The sequence below is a fragment of the Oryzomonas japonica genome (assembly GCF_008802365.1).
GTDB classification, from domain to species: Bacteria; Desulfobacterota; Desulfuromonadia; order Geobacterales; family Pseudopelobacteraceae; genus Oryzomonas; species Oryzomonas japonica.
This window is the reverse complement of record NZ_VZQZ01000008.1, coordinates 103,659-129,850: the sequence shown is the minus strand read 5'-3', so window position 1 is coordinate 129,850 and position 26,192 is coordinate 103,659. Positions and strand designations below refer to the sequence as shown.

Annotated in this window: 25 protein-coding genes and 1 tRNA gene; 5 read left to right on the top strand and 21 right to left on the bottom strand. The window is 60.9% G+C overall.

Annotation, left to right across the window (positions count from 1 at the left end; all coding sequences use genetic code 11):
• Window positions 1-77: 77 nt before the first annotated feature.
• Both pgeF and F6V25_RS13130 read right to left on the bottom strand, forming a co-directional pair.
• Window positions 78-878 (bottom strand): peptidoglycan editing factor PgeF, encoded by an 801-nt coding sequence (pgeF, locus tag F6V25_RS13135; RefSeq protein ID WP_151129001.1) that lies wholly within the window; start codon window positions 876-878, stop codon window positions 78-80.
• A gap of 101 nt (window positions 879-979) precedes the next feature.
• Window positions 980-1,588 (bottom strand): DedA family protein, encoded by a 609-nt coding sequence (locus F6V25_RS13130; protein ID WP_151129000.1) that lies wholly within the window; start codon window positions 1,586-1,588, stop codon window positions 980-982.
• A 106-nt stretch (window positions 1,589-1,694) separates the two neighbouring features.
• Here F6V25_RS13130 and F6V25_RS13125 point away from each other — a divergent pair, with 106 nt between their 5' ends.
• The 3 genes from F6V25_RS13125 to xerC are packed head-to-tail and all read left to right on the top strand — an operon-like array spanning window position 1,695 to window position 4,879.
• The gene (locus tag F6V25_RS13125) at window positions 1,695-3,527 is read left to right on the top strand and encodes a bifunctional homocysteine S-methyltransferase/methylenetetrahydrofolate reductase (protein ID WP_151128999.1); all 1,833 of its coding nucleotides are present in this window, start codon (window positions 1,695-1,697) and stop codon (window positions 3,525-3,527) included.
• Entirely contained in the window at window positions 3,524-3,946 is a 423-nt protein-coding gene (locus F6V25_RS13120; protein ID WP_151128998.1) for a hypothetical protein, read from the top strand. The genes F6V25_RS13125 and F6V25_RS13120 overlap by 4 nt, the downstream gene beginning before the upstream one ends.
• Before the next feature lie 33 nt (window positions 3,947-3,979).
• Window positions 3,980-4,879, top strand: coding sequence for a tyrosine recombinase XerC (gene xerC, locus F6V25_RS13115; RefSeq protein WP_151128997.1), 900 nt, complete (start codon window positions 3,980-3,982; stop codon window positions 4,877-4,879).
• Window positions 4,880-5,038: 159 nt separating this feature from the next.
• On the opposite strand, the gene F6V25_RS13110 is transcribed toward xerC, so the two are convergent.
• From F6V25_RS13110 to F6V25_RS13095, 4 genes are all read right to left on the bottom strand, one after another.
• Window positions 5,039-5,734, bottom strand: a complete 696-nt coding sequence (locus F6V25_RS13110) for a roadblock/LC7 domain-containing protein (RefSeq protein ID WP_151128996.1) — start codon at window positions 5,732-5,734, stop codon at window positions 5,039-5,041.
• A 12-nt stretch (window positions 5,735-5,746) separates the two neighbouring features.
• Window positions 5,747-6,451 (bottom strand): DUF4388 domain-containing protein, encoded by a 705-nt coding sequence (locus tag F6V25_RS13105; protein ID WP_151128995.1) that lies wholly within the window; start codon window positions 6,449-6,451, stop codon window positions 5,747-5,749.
• Between the two features lie 164 nt (window positions 6,452-6,615).
• Window positions 6,616-8,211 carry an acetyl-CoA hydrolase/transferase C-terminal domain-containing protein gene (locus F6V25_RS13100; RefSeq protein WP_149307707.1) on the bottom strand — a complete coding sequence of 532 codons (1,596 nt, stop codon included), beginning with the start codon at window positions 8,209-8,211 and terminating at the stop codon, window positions 6,616-6,618.
• Window positions 8,212-8,472: 261 nt separating this feature from the next.
• A complete protein-coding gene (locus F6V25_RS13095; RefSeq protein WP_149307708.1) occupies window positions 8,473-8,763 on the bottom strand; it encodes a Dabb family protein in 291 nt (96 codons plus the stop codon).
• Between the two features lie 179 nt (window positions 8,764-8,942).
• Here F6V25_RS13095 and F6V25_RS13090 point away from each other — a divergent pair, with 179 nt between their 5' ends.
• Window positions 8,943-9,644 (top strand): cytidylate kinase-like family protein, encoded by a 702-nt coding sequence (locus F6V25_RS13090; RefSeq protein ID WP_151128994.1) that lies wholly within the window; start codon window positions 8,943-8,945, stop codon window positions 9,642-9,644.
• A gap of 123 nt (window positions 9,645-9,767) precedes the next feature.
• On the opposite strand, the gene F6V25_RS13085 is transcribed toward F6V25_RS13090, so the two are convergent.
• From F6V25_RS13085 to radA, 15 genes are all read right to left on the bottom strand, one after another.
• On the bottom strand, window positions 9,768-10,625 hold the full coding sequence (locus F6V25_RS13085) for a Smr/MutS family protein (protein ID WP_246167042.1): 858 nt from the start codon (window positions 10,623-10,625) through the stop codon (window positions 9,768-9,770).
• Entirely contained in the window at window positions 10,625-11,476 is an 852-nt protein-coding gene (locus F6V25_RS13080) for an OmpA/MotB family protein (protein ID WP_151128993.1), read from the bottom strand. Before F6V25_RS13080 ends, F6V25_RS13085 begins: the two co-directional genes overlap by 1 nt.
• 144 nt (window positions 11,477-11,620) lie before the next feature.
• Window positions 11,621-12,007 carry a response regulator gene (locus F6V25_RS13075; RefSeq protein ID WP_149307711.1) on the bottom strand — a complete coding sequence of 129 codons (387 nt, stop codon included), beginning with the start codon at window positions 12,005-12,007 and terminating at the stop codon, window positions 11,621-11,623.
• Between the two features lie 64 nt (window positions 12,008-12,071).
• Entirely contained in the window at window positions 12,072-13,022 is a 951-nt protein-coding gene (locus tag F6V25_RS13070; RefSeq protein ID WP_151128992.1) for an ABC transporter substrate-binding protein, read from the bottom strand.
• 8 nt (window positions 13,023-13,030) lie between these two features.
• Window positions 13,031-15,085 carry a porin family protein gene (locus F6V25_RS13065; protein WP_151128991.1) on the bottom strand — a complete coding sequence of 685 codons (2,055 nt, stop codon included), beginning with the start codon at window positions 15,083-15,085 and terminating at the stop codon, window positions 13,031-13,033.
• A 3-nt stretch (window positions 15,086-15,088) separates the two neighbouring features.
• Window positions 15,089-16,105: a DmsE family decaheme c-type cytochrome gene (locus F6V25_RS13060; RefSeq protein WP_151128990.1), complete on the bottom strand. Its 1,017-nt coding sequence runs from the start codon at window positions 16,103-16,105 to the stop codon at window positions 15,089-15,091.
• A 30-nt stretch (window positions 16,106-16,135) separates the two neighbouring features.
• On the bottom strand, window positions 16,136-16,891 hold the full coding sequence (locus F6V25_RS13055; RefSeq protein WP_151128989.1) for an ABC transporter ATP-binding protein: 756 nt from the start codon (window positions 16,889-16,891) through the stop codon (window positions 16,136-16,138).
• Between the two features lie 46 nt (window positions 16,892-16,937).
• Window positions 16,938-17,384, bottom strand: a complete 447-nt coding sequence (locus F6V25_RS13050; protein ID WP_151128988.1) for a hypothetical protein — start codon at window positions 17,382-17,384, stop codon at window positions 16,938-16,940.
• A 139-nt stretch (window positions 17,385-17,523) separates the two neighbouring features.
• Window positions 17,524-18,432 (bottom strand): tetratricopeptide repeat protein, encoded by a 909-nt coding sequence (locus F6V25_RS13045; RefSeq protein WP_151128987.1) that lies wholly within the window; start codon window positions 18,430-18,432, stop codon window positions 17,524-17,526.
• The gene (locus F6V25_RS13040; RefSeq protein ID WP_151128986.1) at window positions 18,429-19,271 is read right to left on the bottom strand and encodes a hypothetical protein; all 843 of its coding nucleotides are present in this window, start codon (window positions 19,269-19,271) and stop codon (window positions 18,429-18,431) included. The genes F6V25_RS13045 and F6V25_RS13040 overlap by 4 nt, the downstream gene beginning before the upstream one ends.
• Complete coding sequence (locus F6V25_RS13035) at window positions 19,249-20,409, bottom strand: acetoin utilization protein AcuC (RefSeq protein WP_151128985.1); 1,161 nt, start codon at window positions 20,407-20,409, stop codon at window positions 19,249-19,251. Before F6V25_RS13035 ends, F6V25_RS13040 begins: the two co-directional genes overlap by 23 nt.
• Window positions 20,410-21,139: 730 nt before the next feature.
• Window positions 21,140-21,215: transfer RNA gene (locus tag F6V25_RS13030), tRNA-Ala, on the bottom strand.
• A 13-nt stretch (window positions 21,216-21,228) separates the two neighbouring features.
• On the bottom strand, window positions 21,229-22,602 hold the full coding sequence (locus F6V25_RS13025) for a GAF domain-containing sensor histidine kinase (RefSeq protein ID WP_151128984.1): 1,374 nt from the start codon (window positions 22,600-22,602) through the stop codon (window positions 21,229-21,231).
• 41 nt (window positions 22,603-22,643) lie between these two features.
• Window positions 22,644-23,000: an RNA polymerase-binding protein DksA gene (dksA, locus tag F6V25_RS13020; RefSeq protein WP_151128983.1), complete on the bottom strand. Its 357-nt coding sequence runs from the start codon at window positions 22,998-23,000 to the stop codon at window positions 22,644-22,646.
• Window positions 23,001-23,089: 89 nt separating this feature from the next.
• A complete protein-coding gene (gene radA, locus F6V25_RS13015; RefSeq protein WP_149307729.1) occupies window positions 23,090-24,439 on the bottom strand; it encodes a DNA repair protein RadA in 1,350 nt (449 codons plus the stop codon).
• Window positions 24,440-24,600: 161 nt separating this feature from the next.
• On the opposite strand from radA, the gene F6V25_RS13010 reads away from it, so the two are divergent.
• Complete coding sequence (locus F6V25_RS13010) at window positions 24,601-26,190, top strand: HEAT repeat domain-containing protein (protein ID WP_151128982.1); 1,590 nt, start codon at window positions 24,601-24,603, stop codon at window positions 26,188-26,190.
• Window positions 26,191-26,192 lie beyond the last annotated feature (2 nt).

The window sequence follows — 26,192 nt, the reverse complement described above, 5'->3', positions numbered from 1 at the left end:
GACGGCGAGTCCAAAACGACGGTGCTGAGGTGTCACTCTGTCACTGGTTTTTCAGAGAGGCACGGGCCCGCGCCCGGTTATGGCGCCGTGAGCATGATAAAGCCCATCTGCCTGCCCGTATCCCCGCTATCCCTGCGGTAGGAGAAGAACAGGTCCTTCCGGCAGCAGACGCACATATCGGAGACCTGTATCCCGGCGGCCGGCACGCCGGCGGACAGGAGCAGGTCCCGGTTGGCGGCGGCCATATCGAGGCGCCACTTGCCCTCGCCACGGGCCTCGGCGAAGGAATCCCAGGGCATCCCGCTCTGGAGAAAGGACTGCCTGACCGGGGCATCCACCTCATAGCAGCACTTCCCGATGCTGGGACCGATGGCGGCCTGTAGCTCGCTGGGGTCGCTGCCGAAGAGCGAGCCCATTCCGGCCACTGTTTTGGCAACCAACTTGGCCGCGGTTCCCTGCCAGCCCGCATGGACCGCAGCGACCACCTTGTTGCGGGGGTCGCAGAGGAGGATCGGCACGCAGTCGGCCACGCAGATGCCGATCATGACACCGGGCTGGTTGGTTATGATGGCGTCGCTCTCCACGCTGGAGAAGTGGCTGTAGTCCTCGTTGGGCTCGTCGATTACCAGGATGTCGTTGCCATGCACCTGCCGCACGCTGACCAGGGCCTCCTGGTTGACGTCGAACGCGCGGGTCAGGATGCTGCGGTTGCCTTCAACGTTAAAGGCCTGATCCTGGGTGTTCAACCCCAGGTTGAGCGAGTTGTAGGGGGGACGGGACACCCCTTCGTGGCGGGTGGTAAAGCCCTGAACCGATCCGGGCGAACCGGCGAAATCGACGGCAACGTAGTGGATGCGCCCCGTGCGCTTGATCTGCATGAATAACCCCTGTGAATGGTGAACGGTGAATAATGAGCGGGTTACCCCTCCACTATTCACGTTTCACGATTTTCGTTTTTTATTTTGCCTTCTCGCCGGCTTTACGCTTTAATACCGTTGCGCCGGCGATAGCGCCATACGTAGACGGCAATCAGAATACTGCTGAACCCAATGACCCAGGCAAGGGCCCTGTGGGAGTACTGCATGATCAACTGTTGGTTCTCGCCGATGGCATAGCCGATGACGGCCAGGATGCTGCACCAGAGACCGGCGCCGGCCAGGGTGTAGAGCGAAAACCGGAGGTGCCCCATGCCGGACAGGCCGGCCGGGATGGAAATGAGATGCCTGACCACCGGCAGCAGCCGACCGATGAAGGTCGATATCTCGCCATGCTGGAGGAAGAATCGCTCCACCCGTTCAAACTTCTCCGGCGGGATCAGGACGTATTTGCCATACCTGATGATCAGCGGCCTCCCCAGGTAGCGGGAGGCGAAATAGTTGGCATAGGCCCCCACAAGGCTTCCCAGGGTGCCGCACAAAATAACGGCGACCAGATTCATCTTTCCTTGAAAGGCCAGGTAACCGGCCGGCGGCATGACCAGCTCACTCGGCACCGGGATCACCGAACTCTCCATGAGCATCAACAGAAAGATGCCGGGGTAGCCCATGGTGCCGATGGTGTGGAGGAGCCATTGAATGAGAGCATGCATCGTAAGTATTCCATCCTGGAGCAGAAATAGGAGAGCATCCTATATACCCCATCTCGGGGATTCGGGCAACAGCAGATACGCCAAAGCCTAAGAACGTGGTTACCCAATGACTCTACTCGACAAACTCACCACAGAAATCCTTACCGGAGACGGGGCCGTTGGCACCATGCTCTACGCCAGGGGGATCGGGCTCGACAGCAACTTCGAGCACTTGAATCTGGTACGCCCGGCCCTGGTCCTGGATCTGGCCCGCGAGTACGCCGCCGCCGGGGCGCAGGTGATCGAAACCAATACCTTCGGCGCCAACTATACCAAGCTGGCGGCCATCGGACTGGGCCACAAGGTTGGCGAGATCAACCGTGCCGGCGCGCGTATCGCCCGCGAGGCGGCCGGTGGTGGCGGCATACTGGTGGCCGGTTCGGTGGGCCCCCTGGTGCGCATGAAGGGCGAAGAGCGGGAGTTGACCCCCGACGCCATGGAAGGGCACTTCCGGGCGCAGTGCACCGCCTTGGCCGAGGGTGGTGTGGACCTGCTCCTGCTGGAGACCTTTGGCTCCCTGGAGCAGTTGGTCGCCGCGGTACGGGCGGCCCGGGAAACCGGCCTGCCGGTCTGCGCCTCCATGGCCTTTCTGGAGGGGGGACGCAGTGGCGACGGCACGACGGTGGAGGCGTTCTGCGCCGCCGTGGAGGCGGCCGGGGCCGATATGCTGGGTGCCAACTGCGGCGCCGGCCCCCTGGAACTGGTCAAGGTGGTACGCCGCCTGGCCGCCCTGACCGCCAAGCCGATCTCCGCCTATGCCAACAGCGGCTTCCCCGAGTACCACGAAGGGCGCTACATCTACCGCGCCACCCCCGACTATTTCGCCGCCATGGCGGACGAGCTGGCCGCCACCGGGGCCAACCTGATCGGCGGTTGCTGCGGGACCACGCCGGAACACATCGCCGCCCTCGCCCGCACCCTGGCGGGGAAGCGGCCCGCCCCGCGCCACCCCGTGGCATCCCGTGCCGCGGCAGGGGCGCAGGCCGGCTCCCGGCCCGACAGGGCTTCGTTTCTGGCCCCATGGGGAAGCCGCAAGGTCATCACCGTTGAACTCGACCCGCCCAAGGGGATGGACTGCCGCCGGATCATCGAGAGCAGCCGGCGCCTGAAGGAGGCCGGGGTCGATGCCATCAACCTGGCCGAAAACCCGCTGGCCCGCCCCCGCATGGGGAACATCGCCCTGGGGAGCACCATTCAGCGCGAGGTCGGCGTCGAGGTCATCATCCACATCACCGGCCGGGACCGCAACCTGATCGGCATGCAGTCCGACCTGATGGGCGCCAGTCTGCTGGGGCTGCACACGATCCTGGCGGTAACCGGGGATCCGGCCGCCATGGGGGACCATGCCGGGGCAACCTCGGTCTTCGACCTGCACTCCTTTACCCTGATCAAGCTGCTCTCCGACATGAACCACGGCGTGAACGCCATCGGCAACCCCATCGGCAGCGGGACCGGTTTCACCATCGGGGCGGCGTTCAATCCCAATACGAAGAATATGGCGGTTCAGGCCGAACGGCTGCGCAAGAAGGTGGCCAACGGCGCCCGCTTTGCCCAGACCCAGCCGGTCTATGACCCGGCCCTGTTCCTGGAAGCGCTCGAACAGACCCGGGATTGCGGCATCCCGCTCTTGCCGGGGATCATGCCCCTAGTCAGCGAACGCAATGCCGAGTACCTCCACAACGAGGTGCCGGGCATCACCGTCCCGGACGCGATCCGCGCCCGCATGAAAGGGTTGGAGAAGGAGGCCGGCGCACGGGAAGGGCTGGCCATTGCCAAGGAGTTCATCGACGCCACCTTCACCGCCGCCGGAGGTTATTACCTGATCCCACCCTTCGGAAAATGTGAACTGGCCCTGGAGTTGATCGATTACATTCACGCACGGGAAAGGGAACAGAGATGACACAAATGTTCAAGGCGGGGCTTCTTCTGTTGTGCTGCCTGATGATAACGGCCTGCAGCGTACCGAACTCGACCATCCGCGAGGAGTTCGAAAAAAGCATGAAGGCGTACAACAAGATGCTGCGCTGGCATGAGATCGAGGGGGCCGGTATGATCTACATGGTGCCGGAGCAACGTGACGAGTTCATAAAAGCCGCCGCCGACATCAAAAAACGGGACGTCACCATCACCGATTTCCGCATCCTGACCTCCGAATGCCTCCCGGACAAGGGGACCGGCGAGGTCATGGCCGAGTTCGACTACTACATCCTCCCCTCCAACCGCATCAAGACCCAGAGTTACCGGCAGGATTGGGTCTACCGCGATCTCAACGAGCAGAAGAGCTGGAAGGTGAAGAGCGGCCTGCCGCCTTTTGAGTGAGAGACGATTTTCGCTGTTGTACCCGGGGATGCCATGGGACGTCTTGCCGAACAAATAAGCGCCTTCTGCGCCTACCTGGAAACGGAGCGCAACGTTTCGCCCCATACCCTGGCCGCCTATCGCCGCGATCTGGAACAGTTGGCGGCCTTTGCGGCCAAGGAACGGGGCGATGACGTCTCCGCCGGGGAGGTGGACCATCTGTTGCTGCGGCGCTACCTGGCCCTGCTCGGCAAAACGGCCAAGAAGAGTTCCATCGGCCGGAAGCTGGCCGCCGTGCGGACCTTTTTCCGCTTCCTGCTGCGTCGGGGGGAGATCGACAAGAATCCGGCCGAATTGACCGCCACGCCCAAGCGGGAACAACGCCTGCCGTTTCATCTGGATATCGACCAGGCCACCGCCCTGATGGAAGCCCCCACGGCAGACGAGAAGTACGTCCTCCGGGACCGGGCCATCCTGGAACTGCTCTATTCCAGCGGGTTGCGCGTTTCCGAGCTGACCGGCCTGGACATCGGCGATCTCGACCTGTCCGGCGGCATGGTACGGGTGATGGGCAAAGGGGGCAAGGAGCGTATCGTGCCGGTGGGGAGCCGCGCCATTCAGGCCATCCGGGAGTATCTGGCCCAGCGCGGGGAACTGGCCGGAAGCGGAGCGCTCTTCCTCAACACCCGCGGCCAACGCATCAACCGCCGCAGCGTGACGCGCATCGTCGATACCCACGTTCTGCGCGTGGCCGCCTTCAAACACATCTCGCCCCACACCCTGCGGCACACCTTCGCCACCCACATGCTTGAGGGGGGAGCCGACCTCAGGGCGATCCAGGAACTTTTGGGCCACGCCTCCCTCTCCACCACCCAAAAATATACCCACGTCGGCATCGACCGCCTGATGGAGGTCTACGACAAGGCCCATCCCAAAGCAAAGAGCCCCGGGTAACCTCCGCCCGCCTGCGCCCCCGCGGCGACGGCAATTGCAACCGATATGCCGCACCCCATTCAGCCGTCTGGCGGCAGTACGCCCTTCGAGCCCCCCGCGGACAAAAAAAGGGAGGCGAAATCCCGCCCCCCTTACCGTTTCAGCGCTGTCCGGCGACCGTCAGCCGAGCGCCACCTCAACCTGATCCCCTTCCCCCACCTTAAGCTTCTTTTCGATGCCCGGCCCGACGATGATCGTACCGTCGTACTGTTGGCCCATGTCGTTCATGACCATGACCGGGAAGGTCCCGCTTGTGCCCGCAGCCTCATTGACCAGCTTCAGCTTCTTGAACGATGCCTTGTAGAAGTCGCCGATATATTTGGAGGTAGGCTGACTGATGGCGATCATGCCGAACGAATCGAAACTGCTGCTGGCCTCCCTGTTTGCAAGGTGGCTGACGCGCAGCTTGAGGATATCGGCAGCGGCGCCCTGATCGGCCGGAATCCCGTTCTGCCGTCCCGGCGCCCCGGACTCCTTCTGCTCCGGCAGGAGCGATTCCAGTTTCTTGGCAGCAAGGTTGAGGGTGATGAACAGAACCTGGAGATTGATATTCTTGGCGCACAAAAGGCAGAGCATGGCACCGGGGAAGCCCTTCACCAGTATGCGGCCATCGGCGTAGCGCAGGTCAATGATATCGAGGGTCTGCTCGACCTGTAGTCCGTAGGTGCACTCCAACGCCAAGGCTCCGGCCTTTTTGAGGGAGGCGGCATCGATCAATGAGGGAAAAGCGTGTGCAAGGACCTCGCCCCCGTTGCTGAAGACGGCGCTGCCGATAACACCTTCGACGCTGTTAATATACTGCAAAATTTCCTGCATGATGCCAATCTCCTACTTGCCGGGGATCAATACCGCTTTGATTTCTCTCTCCACACTGTCCAGGTTGGCTTCCGGTTTGACGGCGATGCTGAGATAGTGTTGCTTGGAATCGTACATCAGCAGGTGATATTGTTTCGTCTGGACGGCCGATGCCTTGATCTCTCCTAGCCCCATGAGTTCGCCGAAGCGGTTGCCGGCGGTGGCCAGAAAGAGCCCCTTGGCGGCCAGGGCCACGGCTTCGATGCTGTTGTCCTGGAGCGGGTTGCCCTCTTTATCCAGCAACACCGCGTAGGTCACCGCCTCAATGTCCTGGAGCCGCGCCGCGACCTTGCTCATGGTCCGCCGCGGCGCCACGGCCGGCGCAGGTTCGCCGTTCGATTCGGGCGCTCCGGCGTTTTCTTCATCCATGCGGCGCAGGGCCTCGAGAAGCAGAAAATCGGTGCGGTAGTGGATCGTGCAGACGTTGGAGGTCATTTCGGGGCGGATGTTGAAGGTACCGCCGGGCCATTTGATGATCCGGTAGATGGCCTCTTCGCCGGTCTCCGCACCCAATTCGGCATGGATGATCTCGCCGTCTGCGAAATAGATGGCCCCTTTTTGCTCGCCATATTCGACCGTGATGCAGCCGGTGTACTTGTTGTACCCCTTGAGCTGGATGACGTCCGTGAGGGAAAGACCCGCCACGGAGCCCTGGAAACCGTTTATCGTATCAGCCATCGCTACCGCCCCGGGAGTGAAATTGTTTCATAGTGGTGCCAGGCAGGTAAATCTGGTTATTTAAAGCATAACTGCGTGACAAGTTCAAGCAGCAAATAGCCGGGAAACATGAAAAAACCCCGCCGGCGGTGCCGGCGGGGTCGTTTACGGGAATGGAGTCGCTGCTATTCGCAGAGATCGACCTTCATGTCCCAGTTTTTGATTTTCATGGTGCCGTTCTTCTCCAGATTGAGATGCATCTTGAAGGCGCGATCCCACAACTGGGGTTCATGCCCGACTTTGCGCCTGAGACAGTCGGCCTTGGCCATTTCGAAGTACTCGGTGAGGATCGGCTTGTAATCCGGATGGGCGCACTTGTCGATGATGACTTTGGCCCGGTCCCGCGGGCAGAGACCGCGCAGGTCGGCCAGCCCCTGTTCGGTAACCACGCAGTCCAGGTCATGCTCCGTATGGTCGATGTGGGAGCAATGCGGCACCACGCAGGAAATGCCGGTCGGGTCGGTCTTGCTCGGACGGCTCGACGGGGTATGCATCATCTTGAGGAAGCCGTTGCGCAGGAAGTCGCCGGAGCCGCCCAGGCCGTTGATCATGCGGGTACCGCCGACCAGGGTCGAGTTGGCATGGGCATAGATGTCGATCTCCACCGGGGTGTTCATGGCGATGACCCCCAGGCGCCGGATCGGCTCCGGTGCGTTGGAGATGGAGAGCGGCCGCAGGGTGATCTTGTCGAAATACTTGTCCATGTTCTCGAAGAACTTCGGGAAACCGGGTGTTGCCGAGAGGGAGAGCGAACAGGAGGAGGCGTGGTCCAGCTTGCCCGAATCGAACAGGTCGAGCATGGTGTCCTGGAGTACCTCGGTATAGACGGACAGGTTATAGAAGGGCCCCTTGGCCAAGCCGCCGATTACGGCGTTGGCGATGGAACCGACACCCGACTGGATCGGCAGCAGGTTGTCCGGCAGGCGCCCCATCTTGACCTCTTGGGTGAAGAAATCGATGATGTGGTTGGCGATGGCCTCGGAGGTATCGTCCTGCTCGGCAAAGGCGCGCCCCTGGTCGCGGAGCTTTGATTCCACCACGGCCACGACCTTCTTCGGATCGCAGGGGATCGAGGTGGAGCCGATACGGGAGCCGGCCTTGGTGATGTTCAGCACTTGGCGGTTCGGGGGGGTGCCGCAGGAAACCAGGTCGTGGATCCCTTCGAATGACGGCTCGCCGGTGTTGACCTCAATGATGATCTTGTCGCAGATCATCAGGATCTCCGGGATGACGCCACAGGAGGAAGTGGGAACCAGGCTGCCGTCCTCGGTGATGGCCGAGACCTCGATGATGGCCAGGTCGAGTCTGCCGCTTTCGGTGTCCTTGGTGTAGAAGCCATACCCCAAGTCCTGGGCGAACAGGGAGAGGTGTTTGTCCCCCATGCGGATGCGCCCCTCGTTGATGCCGGCGGCGATGTTCTTGCCGGTCTGATACGGCCAGCGGCGGTCGATCATGTCGAGGGAAGCCCAGCGGTCCTCGGTTTCAGCCCCTACTGAGGCGCCGATGAACAGGTTGAATTTCCATTTTCCCTGAAGATTGTTCTTTTCCACATGGTCGGCCACGGCAATGGGAACCACCTTCGGGTAGCCTGCGGGGGTAAAACCGGACCACCCCAGGTTCATGCCCGGCTTGAAGAACTGAATGGTCTCTTCGGCCGTCATAACCTTGCTCAGAAGCGACTTGTGACGCACGCGATCTTGTAAAGTACCGTACTCGGACATTTTTACCTCCTGTTTGCATTTAGTGTCTACAGCCCCATAGCGTTCTGAAAAAATACCACTACCAACGTCATGCGGTAATCTTATTAAAATAATGATTATAGGCAATTGCAGCAAAAACAGCAGTGTTAGTCTGAGTAGAACTGGATTTTACTATTGCGAGAATGTTTAGTCAAGTTAAAATGTATACAGCTTTCCCGACGCCACCGCGCAATGGCCGCTCAATCCCGGCACGGCACGCATATCGGGAGGTTTCGAAGCCGATCAATCCTGGTAATCGACGGCAACGATGGAGGAGCACACCGATCTCATATGGGGGAGCACTTCTCCGGCATGGTAGGGGTGGATCTGGTAGGCTTGCATGTCGTCCAGGGAATCGAACTTCGTCACCAGGGCGATATCATAGGAGCGTTCCGAACGAATGATATCGATGCCGGCCTCCAGATGGCGCAATTGGGGGATTTTGCCCTGCATGCTGAGCAGTTTCCCCTGGGTAACGGCAAGATTCTCGGGACTCGCATCGGACAGCTTGAAAAAAATGATATGGGTGATCATGGTTCGGCAGCTCCTTGACTGATGGCTGGCGGTGGCCTCGAAGGAATGTTTATCCGTATACCTCGCCGCGCTTCCCGTGTCAATGGCGCCATCGCACGCATCCGTGCCGCACTTGCGGATCGTCGGTGCTGTGCTACAGTTGATGCCAGACAGACCATTTTGAGGCTACGGAGGTCGCCATGCCGGAAAAACTCTTGATACCATCCGTGGAAATGAGGCTCGGCTCTTTGCTTGAGTTCAACCGCAAGCGTGACATGGAGGCATCATCCCCCGCCGGACACAAGGTGCGGCAGACCATTACTATCTCACGGGAATTCGGCTGCGAGGCATACCCCATGGCGGAACGTCTGCGGGAGATCATGGAGAAGAAACAGGGGGAACCGTGGGTGTTGCTGGACAAAGGGCTGCTTGACGAGGTTGCCCGGGACCACAACCTGTCTGCCAGCGTGCTGAACAGCCTGGGAGAGAAGAGCCGTTTCCTGGACGAGATCCTGGCCACATTCTCTTCGCGCTGGAAAAGCGAGAAGGACCATTTCCGGGTGCTGTGCCGCCATGTGCTTTCCCTGGCGGAACAGGGCAACATGATTATCGTCGGCCGGGGCAGTTCGATTGTTACCCAGCCTCTGAAGAACTGCTTCCATTTCCGCCTGTTCGCCTCCCCGGGGTTCAAGGTGCGCTCCATAACGCGCCGGATGGGGGTTGAGGCAGAAGAGGCCGAAAAGATCATCGCCAAACAGCAGAAACAGCGGGATAACTTCATCCGCGATTTTCTGGACCGGGATGCCCACGACCTGGGCTTTTACCACCTGGTATTCAATAACGACAAGAACAACGTGGAAACCATGGCCCGCACCATTGCGGAGTATCTGGGGGCCCGGTAACGGCGCCAAGGCGGAGGAGGCGTGGTGCAAGAAATGAAGAGGGGTGCCGGTAAGCACCCCTCTTCGCATGTGGGGGTTGTTGGTAGTAACGCCGCCGTGGGGGGAACGGCCCGGGTGGAGGGGTCACGCCGCGGCGGGTGGTTCCGGCAGGGGGCGGAGAAAAACCACAAAGGCGCCGCTTCCGCCCATCTCGCGCGGGGCCGGCGCAAATTCAAGAACCGTCTCGCGCCCGGCGTCCCGCAGCCAGGATGCGACCGCCTGCTGAAGCACCGGTTCCCCCGGTGAATTGATCCCCTTGCCGGTAATGACCAGGGCAGCCTTCTGCCCCTTGCGGCGCGCCGTGTTCAAAAAACGGGGCAGCGCCGCCAGGGCCTCTTCACGGGTCAGCCCGTGCAGGTCGAGCTGATGGGTTACGGCAATAACCCCTTGTTTCACCTGGCGCAGACGATTGCCCGATAACGGTTTCAACTCTTCATCGGCGGGCAGTGAATCGGCAAATTTCGTTTCCAGCTTCAAACGGCCGATCTCTTGCAAAAACAGTTCAGCTGCTTCCCGGTCGGCGCCGGAGGTGGGGGGGGGTGGCGGCTGGACCTGCGTGCAGGCACCGGTCCGGGCCGTTGTGGGCTTTGCCGCGTCCACCGGCGGCGCGGACAACGTCTTCACGCCGGCCATGGCACGCCGGAACAGTTCTGCCTCCCCATCGTCGGCCGGGCCGACGGAGACCGGGCGTTCGCGTCCCGTCCCGGCTTTGGCGGGACCGCCTCCCCGGGTGCGCACAACCTTTACATCGGCCATGGCCCGCAGAAACAGGTCGTCCGCCTCCTCGACCGACTGCGCTTCATGAGGGGGCGGCTGGGGAGGCGGCACCACAGTAGGGGCCGGCTCCTTCGAGGAGAGAGCCACCTCTTTCAGGGCAGCGAACGGGGTGGCGCGAAACTGAGCGGCCGCTGCCGGCTTTTCGTGGCGTTGCTTCTTACCCATCAGTCCTTGGCCACCAGGGTGATCTCTATGCGCCGGTTTTTGGCGCGCCCCTCCCTGGTCGTGTTGTCGGCCACCGGCTTATACTCGGAAAAGGCTGCGGCGGAGAGACTGGCCGGGTCGAGGCCCTGCTGCTGCAGGTATTTGGCGACGTTGATGGCGCGGGCCGCGGAAAGCTCCCAGTTCGAGGGGAACTGGGCCGACCTGATCGGCACGTTGTCGGTGTGCCCCTCGATGCGGATCGACTTGTCCTTGACCTCTTTCAGGGTCGGGATCATCTTGAGCAGAATGGCGATGCCGGCCGGCTTGACATCGGCCCTGCCGGAATCGAACAGGATGGCGGCCTCCATGTTGACGGTCAATTTCCCCTTCAATTCCGAGATGGTCACCTGCCCCTGGGCGATCTCGCTCTTCATGTTCTCCAGCAGATGCTCGTAGGTGCTGCTGACCTCCTTGACCTTCTCTTCCTTGGCCTTCTGGAGGGTGGCGATCTCGCCCTTGAGCCGTCCGTTCTCCCCTTCCAGATCGGCTATCTTCTGGCGCAGGTCGCTGATATTCCTGGAAAGGGTGTCGGATTTGGCTTTGAGTACCTGCTCCAGCTCATTCTTGTCCTTGGTGAGCGCCTGCCGCTCCTGCGCAAGCCCGGCAGCCTCGGCCTTCAGTTTGTCGAACTCGGCCTTCAACGTGCTGTTGTCCGAACTGAGCTGCCCGTATTTTTGCTTCAGGTCGCCAAGCTCGCCCGCCAGCCCCTTGGCCTCGTTTTCCTTCAGTTGATACGTACCTTGGGAAACACAGCCATTCAACACCAGGGCCATCAGACCTGCCACTGCCAGATAGATGATTCGTCTCAGCACACGCGACCTCCTTGGGGTGTCTCTGCGCCGACCCACTGTTTTGGGCGGCGCTTTTCTCGATTTTATACTTCTCGACAGGTTTTGCAATTATGATTTTGCGGGGAGGATTGCACAGGGAGCGGGAGTATGCAGGGATTAACGGCGCTACCGGCCGGCAGTTTTTTTGCTGAGCGAGCTGAAGATCATGTCCAGCACCGTTTTCTGCCGGGCCTCGAACTTGTTGAGTACCGCCAGGCAGGTACCCATGGGGCAGAGGTCATGAAGAAAGTCGGCATCACGCCCCGAGAGGATCACCACCCGATTTTTGTCCATTCCCGCCTGGGTGGCGAACGAAAGCAGTTTCAAGCCGTCCATGGCCGGCATTTCCAGGTCGATCAGCAACAGGTCATACCCGCCGGCCCTGATGGAGTTCAGGGCCGTCACCGGGCTGTTGCAGATATCCACCCGCAGAAGAGGATAGGCGCCATGTATGTACCCGGCCAGGAACTCGGTGAAGGCCTGGTCGTCATCGATCAGTAATATTCTACCCATAGTTTTACAATATAGTCGATTTTACCGTGCCCATGAAGTAAAAAAACGCGGGGTTCGCAGGACGCTACTTGATGACGCGCGTGGCATTGCTCAAGACCGTGAAGGGGAGATTGATCCCCAAATCCTGAGCAGCGCGCATGTTGATGAGCAGCTCGATACGGCGGGGCGAGATCAGGGAAAGATGGCTCTGCCGGGCACCCTCCAGAATACGGGTGGCGATGTCGGCCGCCAGGTGCCCCTGCTCTTCCGGATGGATCTCCAGGGAGATGAGTGCGCCCCTCTCGGCGGCGCCGGGCATGGTGGAGAGCACCGGGATGTTACGTGCCCTGGCGCGGGCGACGATCTTAGCGAACTGGCGGGAAACAATGCCGCTTTCCGTGGCGAAGATGACATCGGAATGGTCGAGCAGGGCAGGAAGGGCCGATTCCAAGGCAGCGGATGAGCCAACGTTGGCCTCTGCCACGACCATGTCGTACTGGGGCGCAATTTTCCTGATTTCCTCAAGCTGCCTCTGCGAGCCGTTCTCACGAGAGTTGTAGATGACGCCCACCCGCCGGTACGGCTTGATGTGTTCCCGGCTGTCCTTGAGGGTCTTTATCAGTGTGACCAGCGGCACCCGCGAACTGACGCCGCACATCCCCCGATGCGGCCCGTCGGAGACGAATATATCGACGGAAACCACCGGAATCCCGTCCGATTCCTTCATGGCCACGAATGCTGCCGGCGCCCCGTACGCTACGATCAAATCGGGACGGTAGGCATTGAATTTCCTGATCGTATTGGACCAGGAGAGCGGATCGGGGTTCGGCACCTGCAGGATGACCTCCACGTTGGCCGAGGTATAGCCCAAAGCGGCCAGGGATTTGATGAACGCCTGGTGCGCCTCGCGATAACGGGGTTGGTCGCTGCTCATGATAGCGGCGATGACCTTGCCGGCGGCGTGGCAATCCGGAAGCCAGCACCAGCACGACAGAAAGAGGATCATCAGCGTTATGGAGAGAATTCGTTGACGCATACCGTCCGCTACCACCGTGAAGTTAACGACACCATGGTCGTATGGACCGAGCCGTCGTAGAGAGCATCGCCGGAGTTGTAATTCCGGTAACTGTAGTTCATCGAGCAGCCGACATGTTTGCTGATACGCCAGTCGGCCCGGGCCGTCACGCCGGTTTCAACCGTATCCAGCCGGGTCAGGGCGCCGATGCCCGCGGTATTGTAGCTGCCCGTCACGTTTGCGAGGGTGAATGTCCTGACCGGGACATCGAATCGGGACGCCGAACGTACCTGCTGAACACCGACCGAGAGGTCCAGCGGCTCCGCCACGGCATACACGGCGTCGATACCGTACACATGTGCCGTTGACCGGTAGGTGGTCGCCACGAGCGGGTCCGGCTCGATGATGATATTGGCAAAAAGCATTGACTGGTCCGTCACGGCTTCCAAGTATGAATAGTTGGCGGTGATGGTCAAGTGCTCCACGGGACTGAGCCACAAACTCGTATTGGCCGAATACGAGCGGTTCTCACGAGGCAGGGCATAACTGGCAACCGGCGCCGGGGCGATGGTGGAGGCAGTTCCCTCGCTCTGCTCATACGTGGTGATGAAGCTGGCGGTGGTCCCCCAGGCGCCGTTCTTCGTATAGGTGGCAAACAACTCGCCCTTGTGGCTTTCCGACGCAGAGACCTTCCATTCCGGATTATCCGCCGTGCGGTAGGTATAGGTGGCATTCATCCTGAACCCGGGGAGCGGCCTCCAGGAGGCCGTGGCCAGGGCGGTATGGGTTCGGCGGTATTCGTCGTGGATCGCCGTCGGGTCGCTGGGCGAGAGGTCGCTGTTGGGCACGTTGTCGCGGGATTCCAGGACGGCGCGGTACTCCAGGCGGTACGTCACCTGCTGGTTGGGCCGGAATGTGCCGGACAGGATAACGGTATCCTTGACCGAGTCGATGCCGGGCCGCACCGCCAGCGCCCCCGATGCGGTCGAATAGGGGGAGGAAACCGTCGAGGGCGATTCCCGGTCGTTTTGCAGCCGCCGGTATTTAAGAGCGAACGACAACTCCTTTAATGGCGTATAGGTCAGGTCTCCCGCCACCGAATGCAGTGTTTGGGACGGTTTGGACGAGGGGCGCGCATCCCCCCGGTCGGCATTGCTTTCCCTCTGGGTCAGGACATAGGCGGCCGTCCCCACCAGGCCGCCGCTCATGTCGGTGTAAACCCTGACCGTATGGGACGTCACCCGGCTGTCGGAGACGACGTTGGTCGCCTGGGTGCCCGGCGTGAGCGCCCCGTTGCCGGTTACGGCAAAGGGATAGCGCGTGTCCGGGGCCTGGTTTGAAAAGTCCCGGATACGGAATCCGTAGGCTATGTCGAAGAACCCCAGATGGGCGTCGGCGCCGACGCTCCCCTCCCGCGTAACCTGGTTGACCTGCCGATTGAGGGAGACGATCCTGTTCTGCGGATCGCTGAAATAGTAGTCGGCAAAACGGAGTTGATCGGTTCCCCGGCGGCTCAACTCCCAGTACCCAAGATTGATGTGGATGGGGTTGTTGCCCAGCTTGATGCGGTTTTCCACCTGGGAGATGCCGGTGCGCATACCATAGCCGTCGGCGGGGGGGGCCGACTGGGTTGTCGCGTATTGGCCGGTGGCAGACCGGGGAAGCTGTTCCGTCAGCAGGTTATGCCAGAAGGCCTCGGTTTCCAGGTGCAGGCGATAGTAGCCGCCATAGTCGAAAAACAGGTTGGCGTGATAATCGTCCTCGTGGAGCATGAGGCCCTCCCCCGACAACTTGAGGCTGGAGCCGAGCGTGCCGGCGGAGAGCCCACCCATTGCCCCGGATTTCAGGCGCGTGTAGGGGGCCGCCGCGGCGCTTGCGCCGTCGGGGGTGATAAACTGGTATCCCGCCTGGAGGTGGGCGAAACGATAGGCCTCGGTTTCCTGCTCCGGCAGGGTTTCATGATTTTCCGCCCCGGCATCGGAGGTGGCGCCATCGGAGGCAAGGGCCGGCAGCGTCAGAAACATCAAGCTCGAACAGACAATCAGCGGTGCAAACAGCATCGTTTGGCGAGAGCGGCTCGACATGGCTTACTTCCTCAATGTTCCGTACCCTCGGTTGTCGGGGGTATCGGAGCCGTGGACAGCTGAATGACAGTCGGTGCACCGGTTGGAAAAGAGCGACTTCATGGACGCGTCGCCGTTCATGACGCTGCGGTGGCTCGGATTGTGACACTGAATACAGAGAAACGGCATGGCCGCCGAGAGCAGCCGGCGATTGACCGAACCGTGGGGCACATGGCAGTTGGTGCAGGTCTCGGTGACATCCCCATGTTCATAGACGAACGGGCCGCTCTTCTCCATGTGGCAGCGGGTGCAGAGGTCGCGCTGCGTGCTCCCCTTCAACAACTTGGGCTGGCTTGAACCGTGGGGGTCATGGCAGTCGAAGCAGCCCATCTTCTTTTCCCGCACCGGGTGGTGCGAAAACAGGCTGAATTGGGCCTTCACGTCGGGATGGCAGCCGTAGCAGAGTTCGGCCATCTTATCGTGGCTGACCTTCTGCTGCGGCCCGTCATGCAACTGATGGCAGGAGAAGCAACTCAAATCGTTCAGGGCATGGGTGCTGGAATGCCAGTGGGCCAAGGCCGGGGTCGAGGCGGCGGAGTGGCATTTCAGGCAGATCAGGGACTGGGCCTGGGGGGGGAGTTTTTTCAGGTCGAGCAGGGTGGAAACGTCGCATTTGTCGCCCTTTTCGCCGTGGAGTCGCTTGGTTTCCTCGATGTTGGCGATGGCCAGGCTCCCCGGCCCGTGACACGACTCGCAGTTGACCAGGGGCAATCCGGTTTCAGGCTTGATCTGCTCGCCGTGCACGCTCCGCTTGAAATCGCTGGTAATCTTGTCATGCTTGTGGCACTTGGCGACGCAGTTATCCGTCCCCACGTAGTCGGCATCCAGGCGGCCGACGATCATCTTCTCATACTCGGCGACCGGCAGGAGCGGATGTGATTGCTTCATCTCGGCGCATCCGGCACCCAGCAACGCAACGAGGATCAGGGCAGCCGGGACAATGCCCGCACGCACAACGGCTCTGCCGCTACGTTTATTCATCATGATCTCCTTCGCACTTCCGGACAGCAATCACCCCCCCTGAATACCCTTGGTGGTGGTACGGATGAAACGCTGCACGATCGGATTGGCGCTGTTCCGTATCTGGTCCGGCACGCCGATTTCAATGATCTCGCCCCGGTGCATCATGGCGATGCGATCGGACAGGTACAAGGCGAAATTCAGGTCATGGGTGACGATGATCGTCGTATTGCCGGTCTTTTTTCTCAGGGAGAGGATCGTCTCCGCCAACTCGTCGGTCGTCACCGGGTCCAGCTCGGCGGTCGGCTCATCGTAGAGGACCAGGTCCGGCTCCATTGCCAGAGAACGGGCGATGGCGACCCTCTTCCGCATGCCGCCCGACAACTCCGAGGTATTCAGCCCTTCCGTGCCTTCCAGCCCCACAATGGCGAGCTTTTCGGTAATAAGCTCACGGATGCGGGCCTCGGGGCAGACACGGTGCTCCCGCAGCCAGAGTCCCACATTCTCGGCAACGGTCAGCGAGTTGAACAGGGCCGACGACTGGAACACCATGCTGCTGCGAAACGTCTGGGGCAGCGGCCGGCCATTGTCGAACACCGGCTGATCGTTAAAGTAGATTTGGCCGCTGTCGGGCGTTTCCAGGCGAATAATGTGCCTCAGCAGGATGCTCTTTCCGGTGCCGGAGGGGCCGATGATCGAAAAGGTCTCTCCCGGTGCGATATCGAGATCGATATCCTTGAGGACATGATTGCTGCCAAAGGACTTATTCAGCTTTTCAATTCGAACGGCGATGCCGTGTATGGACATGGAGGACTCTCAAAAAAATTTAAATGCAGTATACGTGCCCACCAGATCAGAACAGGTACTTCGACCTGTTGGTAAAATACCCTCGATGCTTATAAACAAAGGCTGTCAGCAGCAATATGGCCACCATGACCGACAGGTTGTCAACCGCCACTCCACGTGTATCGACCGGTTGACCGAACGCCTTTTCCAGTTCTCCCGCGGAAATACCCATCAGATTGATCAGCGTATTCACCACTTCGAAAGTGTTGTATCCGATCAGCAGGTACCAGGTAAGGACCTGCCGCTTCATCAAACCGAGGAAGAGATAGAGACAGATCAGGCTGTCCGCGAATACCAGCACTTCCGCCGCACGCCCCTGATAGATCGCCCCCAGCAGCGGAAAGGGCTGCCCGAAGGTGGATACGGTCAACATGAAGAAGAACAGATACAGCCCGCCCAGGAGGACAATACCCAGGGGCCGCCGTTCTTCGCTATCGTTGTCGATCTCTTCCATGACTACCTCGGCAAACTGCCGCTATGCGTCTAGTCCTTTTTATTGCTCCGCCGCATGTCGCTCAAGACCACGCAGACGAAGATGACAATCAGGATAAATCCTATGAAAATCCAATCGGCGATACTGAATCCGAATAACATTACGCGCTCCTCCTGAATGCCTCTGCCGCCTCGTTCACCATGCCCATCTCCTGGTAACAGGTTCCCAGCAGGTAATAGACCTCGCCCATGGGGAACTGCTCGACAAACGAGGGGTCTGCCAGCACATCTTCAATAATGGCGACCGCCTCCTCAGTGCGCCCGGCTTGGCGCTCCTCCAATGCCGCCGACAGGGCCGTCAGGTAATCCAGGGGAGGGACCAGCGGGAGCTTGCCGGCCAAAATCCCGGCGATACGTGCCTCAAGCCGCGCCCGTTCAGTCGCCGCCAACCCGGCCAGCGCCTCGCCCCAGACTTCGGCCGCCTGATCGTAGCGTCCGAGGATGTAGAGCGCCTCGCCGTATTCATAAGCGATATGGCCGTCGGAGGGGTCCAGCGCCAGGGCCTTCTTCAGATGTTTTTCCGCCCCGTACCAACTATCCACGGCCTGACGCAGCGCGGCGAGGCGCGCCCCCTTGTCGGCGTAAGTCCGGGCGATCTCCGCCTGCAGGCCGGCATTGGCGGAGTCGAGCAGGGCAAGAATCTTGAGGGACGTGATCTTGCGATCCAGATAGGGGGTATCGACCTCCCTGGCGTCCAGCATGACGACCTGCCCCCCCAACTCGGAAACGATATGGGGATAGGCATCCTTCAGTACGGCGGCATACTCGGCCGCATGGGCGCATTCCGGGTCGAGGCGCAGCGCCTGGTAGATGCCCCGCCCCACCATGTCATAGTCGGGCGCCCGCTCCTGTACCGATGCAAGATCCTCGTCCAGAAGCGGGATAGGGGGCTTGCCGTCCCAAGGAATGGCCACCCGGCCGTCGCGCCCTCTGAGCGTATAGCCGGCCGGCGGTGTAACGTAGCTGATGCCCGAGAGGGATGTGGTTGTTGAAACTTCCGCGCTGTTCATCTGACTCCTCGCTCCCTCCCGGGAAAGGTATCTATGCCGGCATCAACGCCGATCACCTTGTAGATCTGCACCTCATCCCACGGCTCGTCCAGAACGCCGTCGTGGATGGCCCAACTCCGCCCCCGCACCGTGCGCTCCATGCCCGGCATGCGGAAGGGGGTGGAACCGTCCATCCGGGCATGATAGCGGCCGCCGGGCTGAAACTCCCGGTCGATCTCCAACATCAGGCGCGTGCCCCGCAGATAGTCGAAACCGTATTTTTCATAGCGGATGGCATTGTCGTAGCTCAGCGGCTCGGCCACGATCATCTCCATCCCCAGGGCATCGGTGAACCGCTCCAGGAGCGGGAAAAACTCGGCGAACAGGCGCAGCCCGCGGCGGGTCTGGTTGGGAAACAGCCCGTCCTCCATGGCGCGTAACTCTTCGGGTAGATTCCGCCCGCGGGAGGCAAACCAGTTCCTCCTGCCGCTTTCGTCCACATCCACATCGTATCGGGGCGCTGCCGGATCGCAGATGATGCAGAAGGAAAGCTCCATCTGGTGGTACTGGGTATCGGCCAGTTCGAGGAAGAATGTCGTATCCGCATCATCCGGCCGGGCGCGGACCTCGATACGCAGAAGCGCAAGCCCAGAGGGCGCAATGATGGTGGTCAGGCGCTCCCCTGTCGCGGTATGGAGCCCATCGGCGGCCAAGCCCAACAGCCCGCGCAGGCGCAACGGCAACAGCGAAGCGTACAACAGCTCTTTTTCCGGGTCATCCAGCCGGTTGATGGCCAGCAGCGACCGCAACGGCCGACCGGCTGCATCCAGCAACTGGCTATTTCCCGGAAGTTTTGCCATAGGTTCCAATTATACCAGGGAAGATGGCCGCCCTGATCCGCGCAATACTCTTTTCCACCGCATCCAGGGCCAAGTTGCGCTCATACTCCTCGGACCAGTGCATGGCGTCCAGCAAGACCCGGTGGGGATACCCCAGCGGCTCGATCTTTCGCACAAAGGCCGCCGGCAGGCGGGGGTTGAGCTCGACGCCGTTCATAACCGCCCAGGCGATGGTCCAGGCCCGGGCCGTGTTCATCAGGTCGTAGCCGCCTCCGCCCAGCGCAACCCAGGGGATCCTGAGCGCCTTGAGCTTGCGCATGATATAGCCGTAGCTGTGGGTCGTGATCTCAAGCTGGGTCAGCGGATCGGTGCGAAACGCGTCGGCGCCGATCTGGGTGACGATGACATCCGGGTCATAGGCGGCCATCAGCGGATAGGCCACTTCATCGAAGGCCTTCATGTAGAGGGCGTCGTCGGTGTGGGCAAGCAACGGCACGTTCACCGAATAGCCCCGCCCCCGGCCGGTACCGGTTTCATTCTCGAAGCCGGTCCCGGGAAAGAAATAGATGCCGCTCTCGTGCAGCGAGATGGTAAGGACCCGGTCGCTGTCGTAGAACCCTTCCTGCACCCCGTCGCCGTGGTGGGCGTCGATATCCAGATAGACAACCCGCCGCCCCCGGGCCACCAGCCAGTTGATGGCGAGCACGGCATCGTTTACGTAGGAGAAACCCGAGGCCCTGGCCCGATGGGCGTGGTGCCAGCCGCCGGCCAGGTTGAAGGCGATGTCGAACCCCTCTTCCTCCACCAGGCGGGCCGCCTCGAAGGTCGCACCGGCCCCCAATGCCGCGCAATCGTACAGCCCTTTGAAGACAGGGCAGTCGGCATCGCCCAGGCCGAAGCGGAAATCGGCCCGCGGTTCGTCGGAGGTGCTGAACTCCTTGAGGCGTGCCAGGTATTCGGGGGCGTGGAAGCTCAACGCCAGTTCATCGTCGATCGGCCCGCAGCCGCGGATTTCCATGCCCGGTAGCTTCAGCAGACCGTAAGACTCCATCAGGTCCCGTACGACACGGTAGCGCTGCAACTTGAACGGATGGTCATCCCCGTAGCTGAAGTTTCCGAACAGCGGCGAGTATATCAGGGCGGTGCGGGTGGGCGGCACGGCGTCTCCTCTGTGACATGACACGCAAGACCCCGGTATAATGCCCTATTTTTTAGCATTCGTCTATGGGGAAAGCCGAATAAATCCGGCTCAATCTGGATACCTCCGCAACGCGGTCCCGATAGCGCGCGCCAGCCCAAAAGCCTCGCGCACCTCGCGGCAAGAGAATCATAAAAAAAAGCCGCACAAGAATGGCGGCTCGTAATGGCTGTAGAGATTGTGCGCTGCCGGCACCCCGGCGGGTTACGCCGTCGGACGCCTAGAAGTGAAACGTGATCTTGTTTTTGGGGACCACACCGCGCTCGCGCTTGAACATGCAGGTTGGCGAGCAATAGAGGAGTGTATCGGGGAGGATTTCTCCGTCCATTATCTCCATCAGATAGCCTTTGCTGTCTACCCTGACGGAATAAATGCCATTGCCGTCCGCTTTGACGGTACTTCCGCAATGGCTGCAGTGTTCCTCGGTGAACGCCATAATGCTAAATTATGTCACCAACCAAAACCGTGTGTCAAGCACGTAATATAGTAAAAAATAGCACTAATTTTAAATTAGTCTCCATTTTACTTTTCGTCGCGAACCCATGGGATGTATGAAAATAAAGAATTGCCCGAATTGAGTCGGGCAGGAATCCGGCTCTATTGCAGCGTGGCGTGGGTATTTGTGTATTGTTGCACAAAAAATAATACAAATAAAAGAGGGGCTAGCTATGGCTAACCCCTCTTTTGTATCTGGTGGAGCTGAACGGGATCGAACCGTCGACCTATGCGTTGCGAACGCATCGCTCTCCCAACTGAGCTACAGCCCCAGATTGCATGATTTTATTGTGTTTCCACCTGTGGCAGGGTGACGGTGAATACCGCGCCCCTGCCTTCGTTTCTCGCTTCGATACGACCGCCGTGATTCTGCAGGATGCGGTTGACTATGGCAAGTCCCAAGCCGGTGCCATGGGGTTTGGTGGTAAAAAACGGAGTGAAAATCTTCGGCAGCATGTCGGCCGGCATGCCTCCACCCGAGTCCTGTATGCTAACCAATATGCATTTTTTGTCAAGGGATACTTTTTTGAGCGTCACATGGAGCGAGCCTCCGTCAGGCATCGCTTCGCAGGCGTTCAGCATGAGATTCAGAAAAACCTGCTTGAGTTGATGCGCATCGCCAAGGATCGGCCAGGGGCCGTCTTCAAAGGAGGTGGCGAGCGAGACACAATGGTCCTCGAGAGTCGTGGCGCAGCCGGCAAAACAATCCATCAGGATATCGCCCGCATCGCAAGCGCTGTAGCAGATGGTCGGCTTGCGGGAGAAAGCCAGGATGTCGGCCAGCATCCGCTCCAGCCGGCCGATCTCCTTCACGATGGTCTCGGCGTAGTGATGTTCGCGGGAAGTGCCGGGAAGCCCCTTGACCAGCCGCCCGGCAAAACCGCCGATGGTTATGAGCGGATTTTTGAGTTCGTGGGCCAGGTTGGCCGCCATCTCGCCGATGGCCGCCAGGCGTTCGCCGTGGACGAGCCGTTCCCGGGCATCACGCAGGTTGGAGTGGGCCTCCTCGATGCGGTTATAGAGCATGGAATTTTCAACCGCCATGCCGGCCTGGTTGGCGATGAGTTGCAGAAAATGCAGGTCGTCGTGGCCAATCTCCTTGTTTGAAGAGGGGTTGTCCACGACGATGATCCCCAGGGCTTTGTCCCGGGCGATGAGGGGGGCGACGGCAAAGGCCGCGATGCCGAGACGGCGGACGAAATCGCAGCTTTCGCAGACCGGGCAGTCATCCTCCCCCAGTGCGTAGAGGCGGTGTTCGTGGATGACGCGCCGGATAATGGTACAAGCCGCGCTGGCCTCGATACGGGTGGCACGGACATGTTTTGAAAAGGCGGACTCACGCTGGTGGAGAATGGCGTCATCGTCGATATCCCAGCGGCTGCTGAGGGCGTCTTTCCCTCCAACCACCTTCAGCCCCCCGGCGGTATCCCGGGTGACGCCGAGCATGCCCTGCAACACCCCCGATTTCTCGTTGCGCAGGAAGAGCATCGCCCGCTCGAAGAGCCTGGTGCTGTCGGAGGTGAGAGCGGTGAGGATGAGATGGGTCAGTTTGTTGAGGCGAATGGTGGACAGCATGGTATTACTGAACTGATAGAGGATCGTCAGCTCAACAAGTTGCTTGTGGGATGCGGCCTGTTTGGGAGGGATGCGGGCTTCCATGTCGTACACCTGCCGCAGGGTATGCGGGGATTGCTGAGTGCCTATTGACGCCGTTCTTTCTCTTCCTCTTCCATTTTGCAGTTGATGCAGAGCGTTGTCACCGGTCGCGCCTTGAGACGCGCTTCGCTGATTTCTTCGCCGCACTCCTCGCAGATGCCGAATTCGCCGGCATCGATGCGCTCCAGGGCGTCCTTGATCTTGTTGATCAGCTTGCGCTCCCGGTCACGGATGCGCAGTTCGAAGTTTCGGTCCGACTCCTGGGTGGCGCGGTCGGTGGGGTCGGGAAAGTTGGCCGCATCGGAGGTCATTTCCGTAACCGTCTTGTCCGCCTCGCCGAGCAGAGATTTCATCTCTTCGATCAGAACATTTCTGAAGTATTCAATCTTTTCCGCTTCCATGGCCTGCTCCTGAATTCATATAAATGTACAGATTTTATAGGTTACCGCCGTGCAAGTCCAGAAAAAAATGGTTGCGGCCGGGCCGGGCGCTATTCCAGAACATGGTTCATGGCTTCCTCAACCGAAGAAACCCCCACGAGCTTCATCTTTCCCTTCTTGAGCCTTTTCAGGTTGCCGGCAGGCAGGATGGCGGTCCGGAAGCCGAGTTTTTCCGCCTCGGCTATGCGCTGCTCCGGCTGGGTTACGGCCCGCACCTCTCCGGCCAGCCCCACCTCACCCAGGACTACGGTCTGGGGTGCAATCACCTTGTCCAGGTGGCTGGAGGCCACCGCCATGATCATGGCCAGATCGGCGGCCGGCTCGTTGAGGCGCACCCCCCCGGCGGCATTGAGAAAGATATCCTGCCCGGCCAGATGCAGCCCGACTTTCTTTTCCAGCACCGCCACCAACAGCGCCAGGCGGTTGTGGTCAACCCCGATGGTGGTACGGCGGGGAACACCGTAGGACGATTGGCTCACCAGCGCCTGAAGCTCCACCAGGAGCGGCCTGCTCCCCTCCAGGGAGGTGGTGACCACGGAACCGGCCACCCCGAGGGGCCGTTCGGCAAGAAAGAGTTCCGAGGGGTTGTCCACGCAGCACAACCCTTCCTGTTTCATCTCGAACACGCCGATTTCGTTGGTGGAGCCGAAACGGTTCTTGACCGCCCGAAGGATGCGGAAGGGGTGGCTGCCGTCCCCTTCGAAGTACAGCACCGTGTCCACCATGTGTTCAAGCACCCGCGGCCCGGCGATGGCGCCGTCCTTGGTGACATGCCCCACCAGAAAGGCCGGGATGTTGTGCCCCTTGGCCAAGAGCATCAGCTTGCCGGCCGATTCCCTGACCTGGCTGACGCTGCCGGGGGCGGATTCCAGGGAGGAGGTCCAGACCGTCTGGATGGAGTCAATCACCAGCGCCTGCGGTTTGAGGGCCGCGGCATGGGCAATGATGGCCTCCAGCGAGTTTTCCGCCAGGACCAGGAGCCCCTGGTGGGAGACCCCCAGCCGCTCCCCCCGCAGCCGGGTCTGGGAGGCGGACTCCTCGCCGGACACGTACAGCACCTGGCCGCCGCCGGCCGCCAGGTTGTTCATGGCCTGGAGCAAGAGGGTCGACTTGCCGATGCCGGGGTCGCCGCCGATCAACACCAGGGAGCCGGGGACGATCCCCCCCCCCAACACCCGGTCCAGTTCAACGATGCCGCAGCTTATGCGCGTTTCCGACTGGGACGGCACATCGCAGATCGGTACCGGGCGGGAGGTGCCGCCCGCCGGCAGGCTGTGGGCCGGCTTGGCGGCCGCCTCTTCGGCCATGCTGTTCCAGGCGCCGCAGTCGGGGCATTTCCCCAGCCATTTTGGTGACTGGCAGCCGCACTTCTGACAGGCAAAAACGGTTTTCTGTTTCACGTTCCATCCCCCGATATTTGATTATGAACGATGTGATCAGGTCGATCTCGCCGCCCGGCTCCCGATGCAGCTGGCGCAAAGGTCTGCATTAGGTTTGACAAAAACCCGCCATAATCCGTATAGTATTGCACATTACCCCGGTAATCCACAAGGAACCGCACATGCAAGTCATCACTCCCTCATCGCCACCCGCTGTCCTGCACGCCCTGGGCAACGTCAGCCGGGCGTTGCGTGCATGGCAGTTCTACCCCAAGGGGCACCCCAGCCGCAAAAACAGTATCCTCAAGGCGCACCTTTCCCTCCAGCGCGCCCTGGACGGCAACGACCTCTCCCTGCTGTGCGGGCGCGGCGGATTCAGTCTGCCAAACGGAGAGCCGCTCCAGGACGGCATGCATATAGCCGCGTCCCTTTCCTTCGAGCTTTTTGCCCGGCGCGCGCAAAAGATCACCTTTCTCCGCGACCTCTTCCAAGAAGACCTGCTGGACTTCATCAGGGTCGTCTCCCTGCCCCCCGACGCCATCCAGGAAGCCGGCGGCCTGGAGAGGGTCATGGGCGAGCACGGCATCCGCACCATCTGGGCCAACGAATTCGATCTCGCGGCCATTGGGGGCAAGCGCCGCGAGATCGAGTCCCGGGGGGTGGTCCCGCCGGGGCTTGACGAGATCGAAGGCGCGGACCTGGAATTCCCGGTTACCCCGGAACCTTCCGCCCCCTCAGCCGGAGACGCCGACCCGGAACAGGCGCTACACGCCCTCCTGAGCCGTCTGAGCACGACCGTTGACGAAGATATCTACCCCATGCTCGCCCGCCAGGGCATTATCTGCTGCGAGACGCTCATGGCCCGCCACGAACCGACCGCGGTACTCCCCCTGGCGGAGCTGTTCGCACAGCATACCGCAGATCCGGGGCGCGGGAAAAAGATCATGGCGGTTGCGCGCTTCGGACTTGAACAACTTGCCGCACAGGAGGAGTTCCTCGAGTTTGTCCTTGAGAGCCTGGGCGCCGTCAACGGGGTTTCCCCCCGGGGCGCCCTGGCTCTCGTGGCTGCCGGCGGCCAGGCGACCCTCAATCGCGCCGTGGAAAAGATGGCTCTGACCGACAATCCGGCCGTACGCAAGAAGCTGATCCAATTGCTGGGGCGTCAGGGAGAATCCGCCGTTGCATCCATCCTGCCCATGCTGAACGACAATCGCTGGTATGTCGCCAGGAACCTGGCCGCTATCCTGGGCGATATCGGCAGCCGGGCAGCGGTCCCCGAGTTGGAGAACTGCCTGCGGCACTCCGACGGCAGGGTTGCCAAGGAGACCATACGCAGCCTGGCAAAAATCGGCGGGCGGCAGGCGGAAGAGGCCATCATCGCCATACTGCGCAGCACCGATGCGGCGTTGTGGCCCCAGGCGATCGCCTCCCTCGGCGGCATGAAGAGCCGCAAGGCCCTTGCCGTGCTGTTGCAGATCGTCTGCGACGACGACCGGTTCCTGCAAAACCTCCCTCTGAAATGCGATGCCCTGGCGGCAATCGCCATGATCGGCGACCGGCAGGCAACCCCCCGTCTCGTACGACTCCTCGAAGGCAGGCATCTGCTCGCGCGGAGCCGTTGGACCCAGTTCAAGGTCGCCATTGCCGCCACCCTGGCCAGGCTGGACGACGGCCGTGCCCTGCCGGCCCTGAAGAAGAAGGCCCGCGGCTCGGGAGAGCTGGCCCGCGCCTGCACCGAAGCGCTCGACGCCATCGGACGGGCGAAGGACTGACT

Coding starts and splice junctions, on each gene's coding strand:
- F6V25_RS13085 (WP_246167042.1), bottom strand. CDS start 10,625: ATGGGTAAGAAGCAACGCCACGAAAAGCCGGCAGCGGCCGCTCAGTTT.
- pgeF (WP_151129001.1), bottom strand. CDS start 878: ATGCAGATCAAGCGCACGGGGCGCATCCACTACGTTGCCGTCGATTTC.
- F6V25_RS13065 (WP_151128991.1), bottom strand. CDS start 15,085: ATGTCGAGCCGCTCTCGCCAAACGATGCTGTTTGCACCGCTGATTGTC.
- F6V25_RS13105 (WP_151128995.1), bottom strand. CDS start 6,451: ATGGCTGATACGATAAACGGTTTCCAGGGCTCCGTGGCGGGTCTTTCC.
- F6V25_RS13040 (WP_151128986.1), bottom strand. CDS start 19,271: ATGGCAAAACTTCCGGGAAATAGCCAGTTGCTGGATGCAGCCGGTCGG.
- F6V25_RS13070 (WP_151128992.1), bottom strand. CDS start 13,022: ATGCGTCAACGAATTCTCTCCATAACGCTGATGATCCTCTTTCTGTCG.
- F6V25_RS13050 (WP_151128988.1), bottom strand. CDS start 17,384: ATGGAAGAGATCGACAACGATAGCGAAGAACGGCGGCCCCTGGGTATT.
- F6V25_RS13120 (WP_151128998.1), top strand. CDS start 3,524: ATGACACAAATGTTCAAGGCGGGGCTTCTTCTGTTGTGCTGCCTGATG.
- F6V25_RS13060 (WP_151128990.1), bottom strand. CDS start 16,105: ATGAATAAACGTAGCGGCAGAGCCGTTGTGCGTGCGGGCATTGTCCCG.
- F6V25_RS13075 (WP_149307711.1), bottom strand. CDS start 12,007: ATGGGTAGAATATTACTGATCGATGACGACCAGGCCTTCACCGAGTTC.
- F6V25_RS13045 (WP_151128987.1), bottom strand. CDS start 18,432: ATGAACAGCGCGGAAGTTTCAACAACCACATCCCTCTCGGGCATCAGC.
- F6V25_RS13090 (WP_151128994.1), top strand. CDS start 8,943: ATGCCGGAAAAACTCTTGATACCATCCGTGGAAATGAGGCTCGGCTCT.
- F6V25_RS13095 (WP_149307708.1), bottom strand. CDS start 8,763: ATGATCACCCATATCATTTTTTTCAAGCTGTCCGATGCGAGTCCCGAG.
- F6V25_RS13125 (WP_151128999.1), top strand. CDS start 1,695: ATGACTCTACTCGACAAACTCACCACAGAAATCCTTACCGGAGACGGG.
- F6V25_RS13055 (WP_151128989.1), bottom strand. CDS start 16,891: ATGTCCATACACGGCATCGCCGTTCGAATTGAAAAGCTGAATAAGTCC.
- F6V25_RS13010 (WP_151128982.1), top strand. CDS start 24,601: ATGCAAGTCATCACTCCCTCATCGCCACCCGCTGTCCTGCACGCCCTG.
- F6V25_RS13025 (WP_151128984.1), bottom strand. CDS start 22,602: ATGGAAGCCCGCATCCCTCCCAAACAGGCCGCATCCCACAAGCAACTT.
- F6V25_RS13110 (WP_151128996.1), bottom strand. CDS start 5,734: ATGCAGGAAATTTTGCAGTATATTAACAGCGTCGAAGGTGTTATCGGC.
- xerC (WP_151128997.1), top strand. CDS start 3,980: ATGGGACGTCTTGCCGAACAAATAAGCGCCTTCTGCGCCTACCTGGAA.
- dksA (WP_151128983.1), bottom strand. CDS start 23,000: ATGGAAGCGGAAAAGATTGAATACTTCAGAAATGTTCTGATCGAAGAG.
- F6V25_RS13130 (WP_151129000.1), bottom strand. CDS start 1,588: ATGCATGCTCTCATTCAATGGCTCCTCCACACCATCGGCACCATGGGC.
- F6V25_RS13100 (WP_149307707.1), bottom strand. CDS start 8,211: ATGTCCGAGTACGGTACTTTACAAGATCGCGTGCGTCACAAGTCGCTT.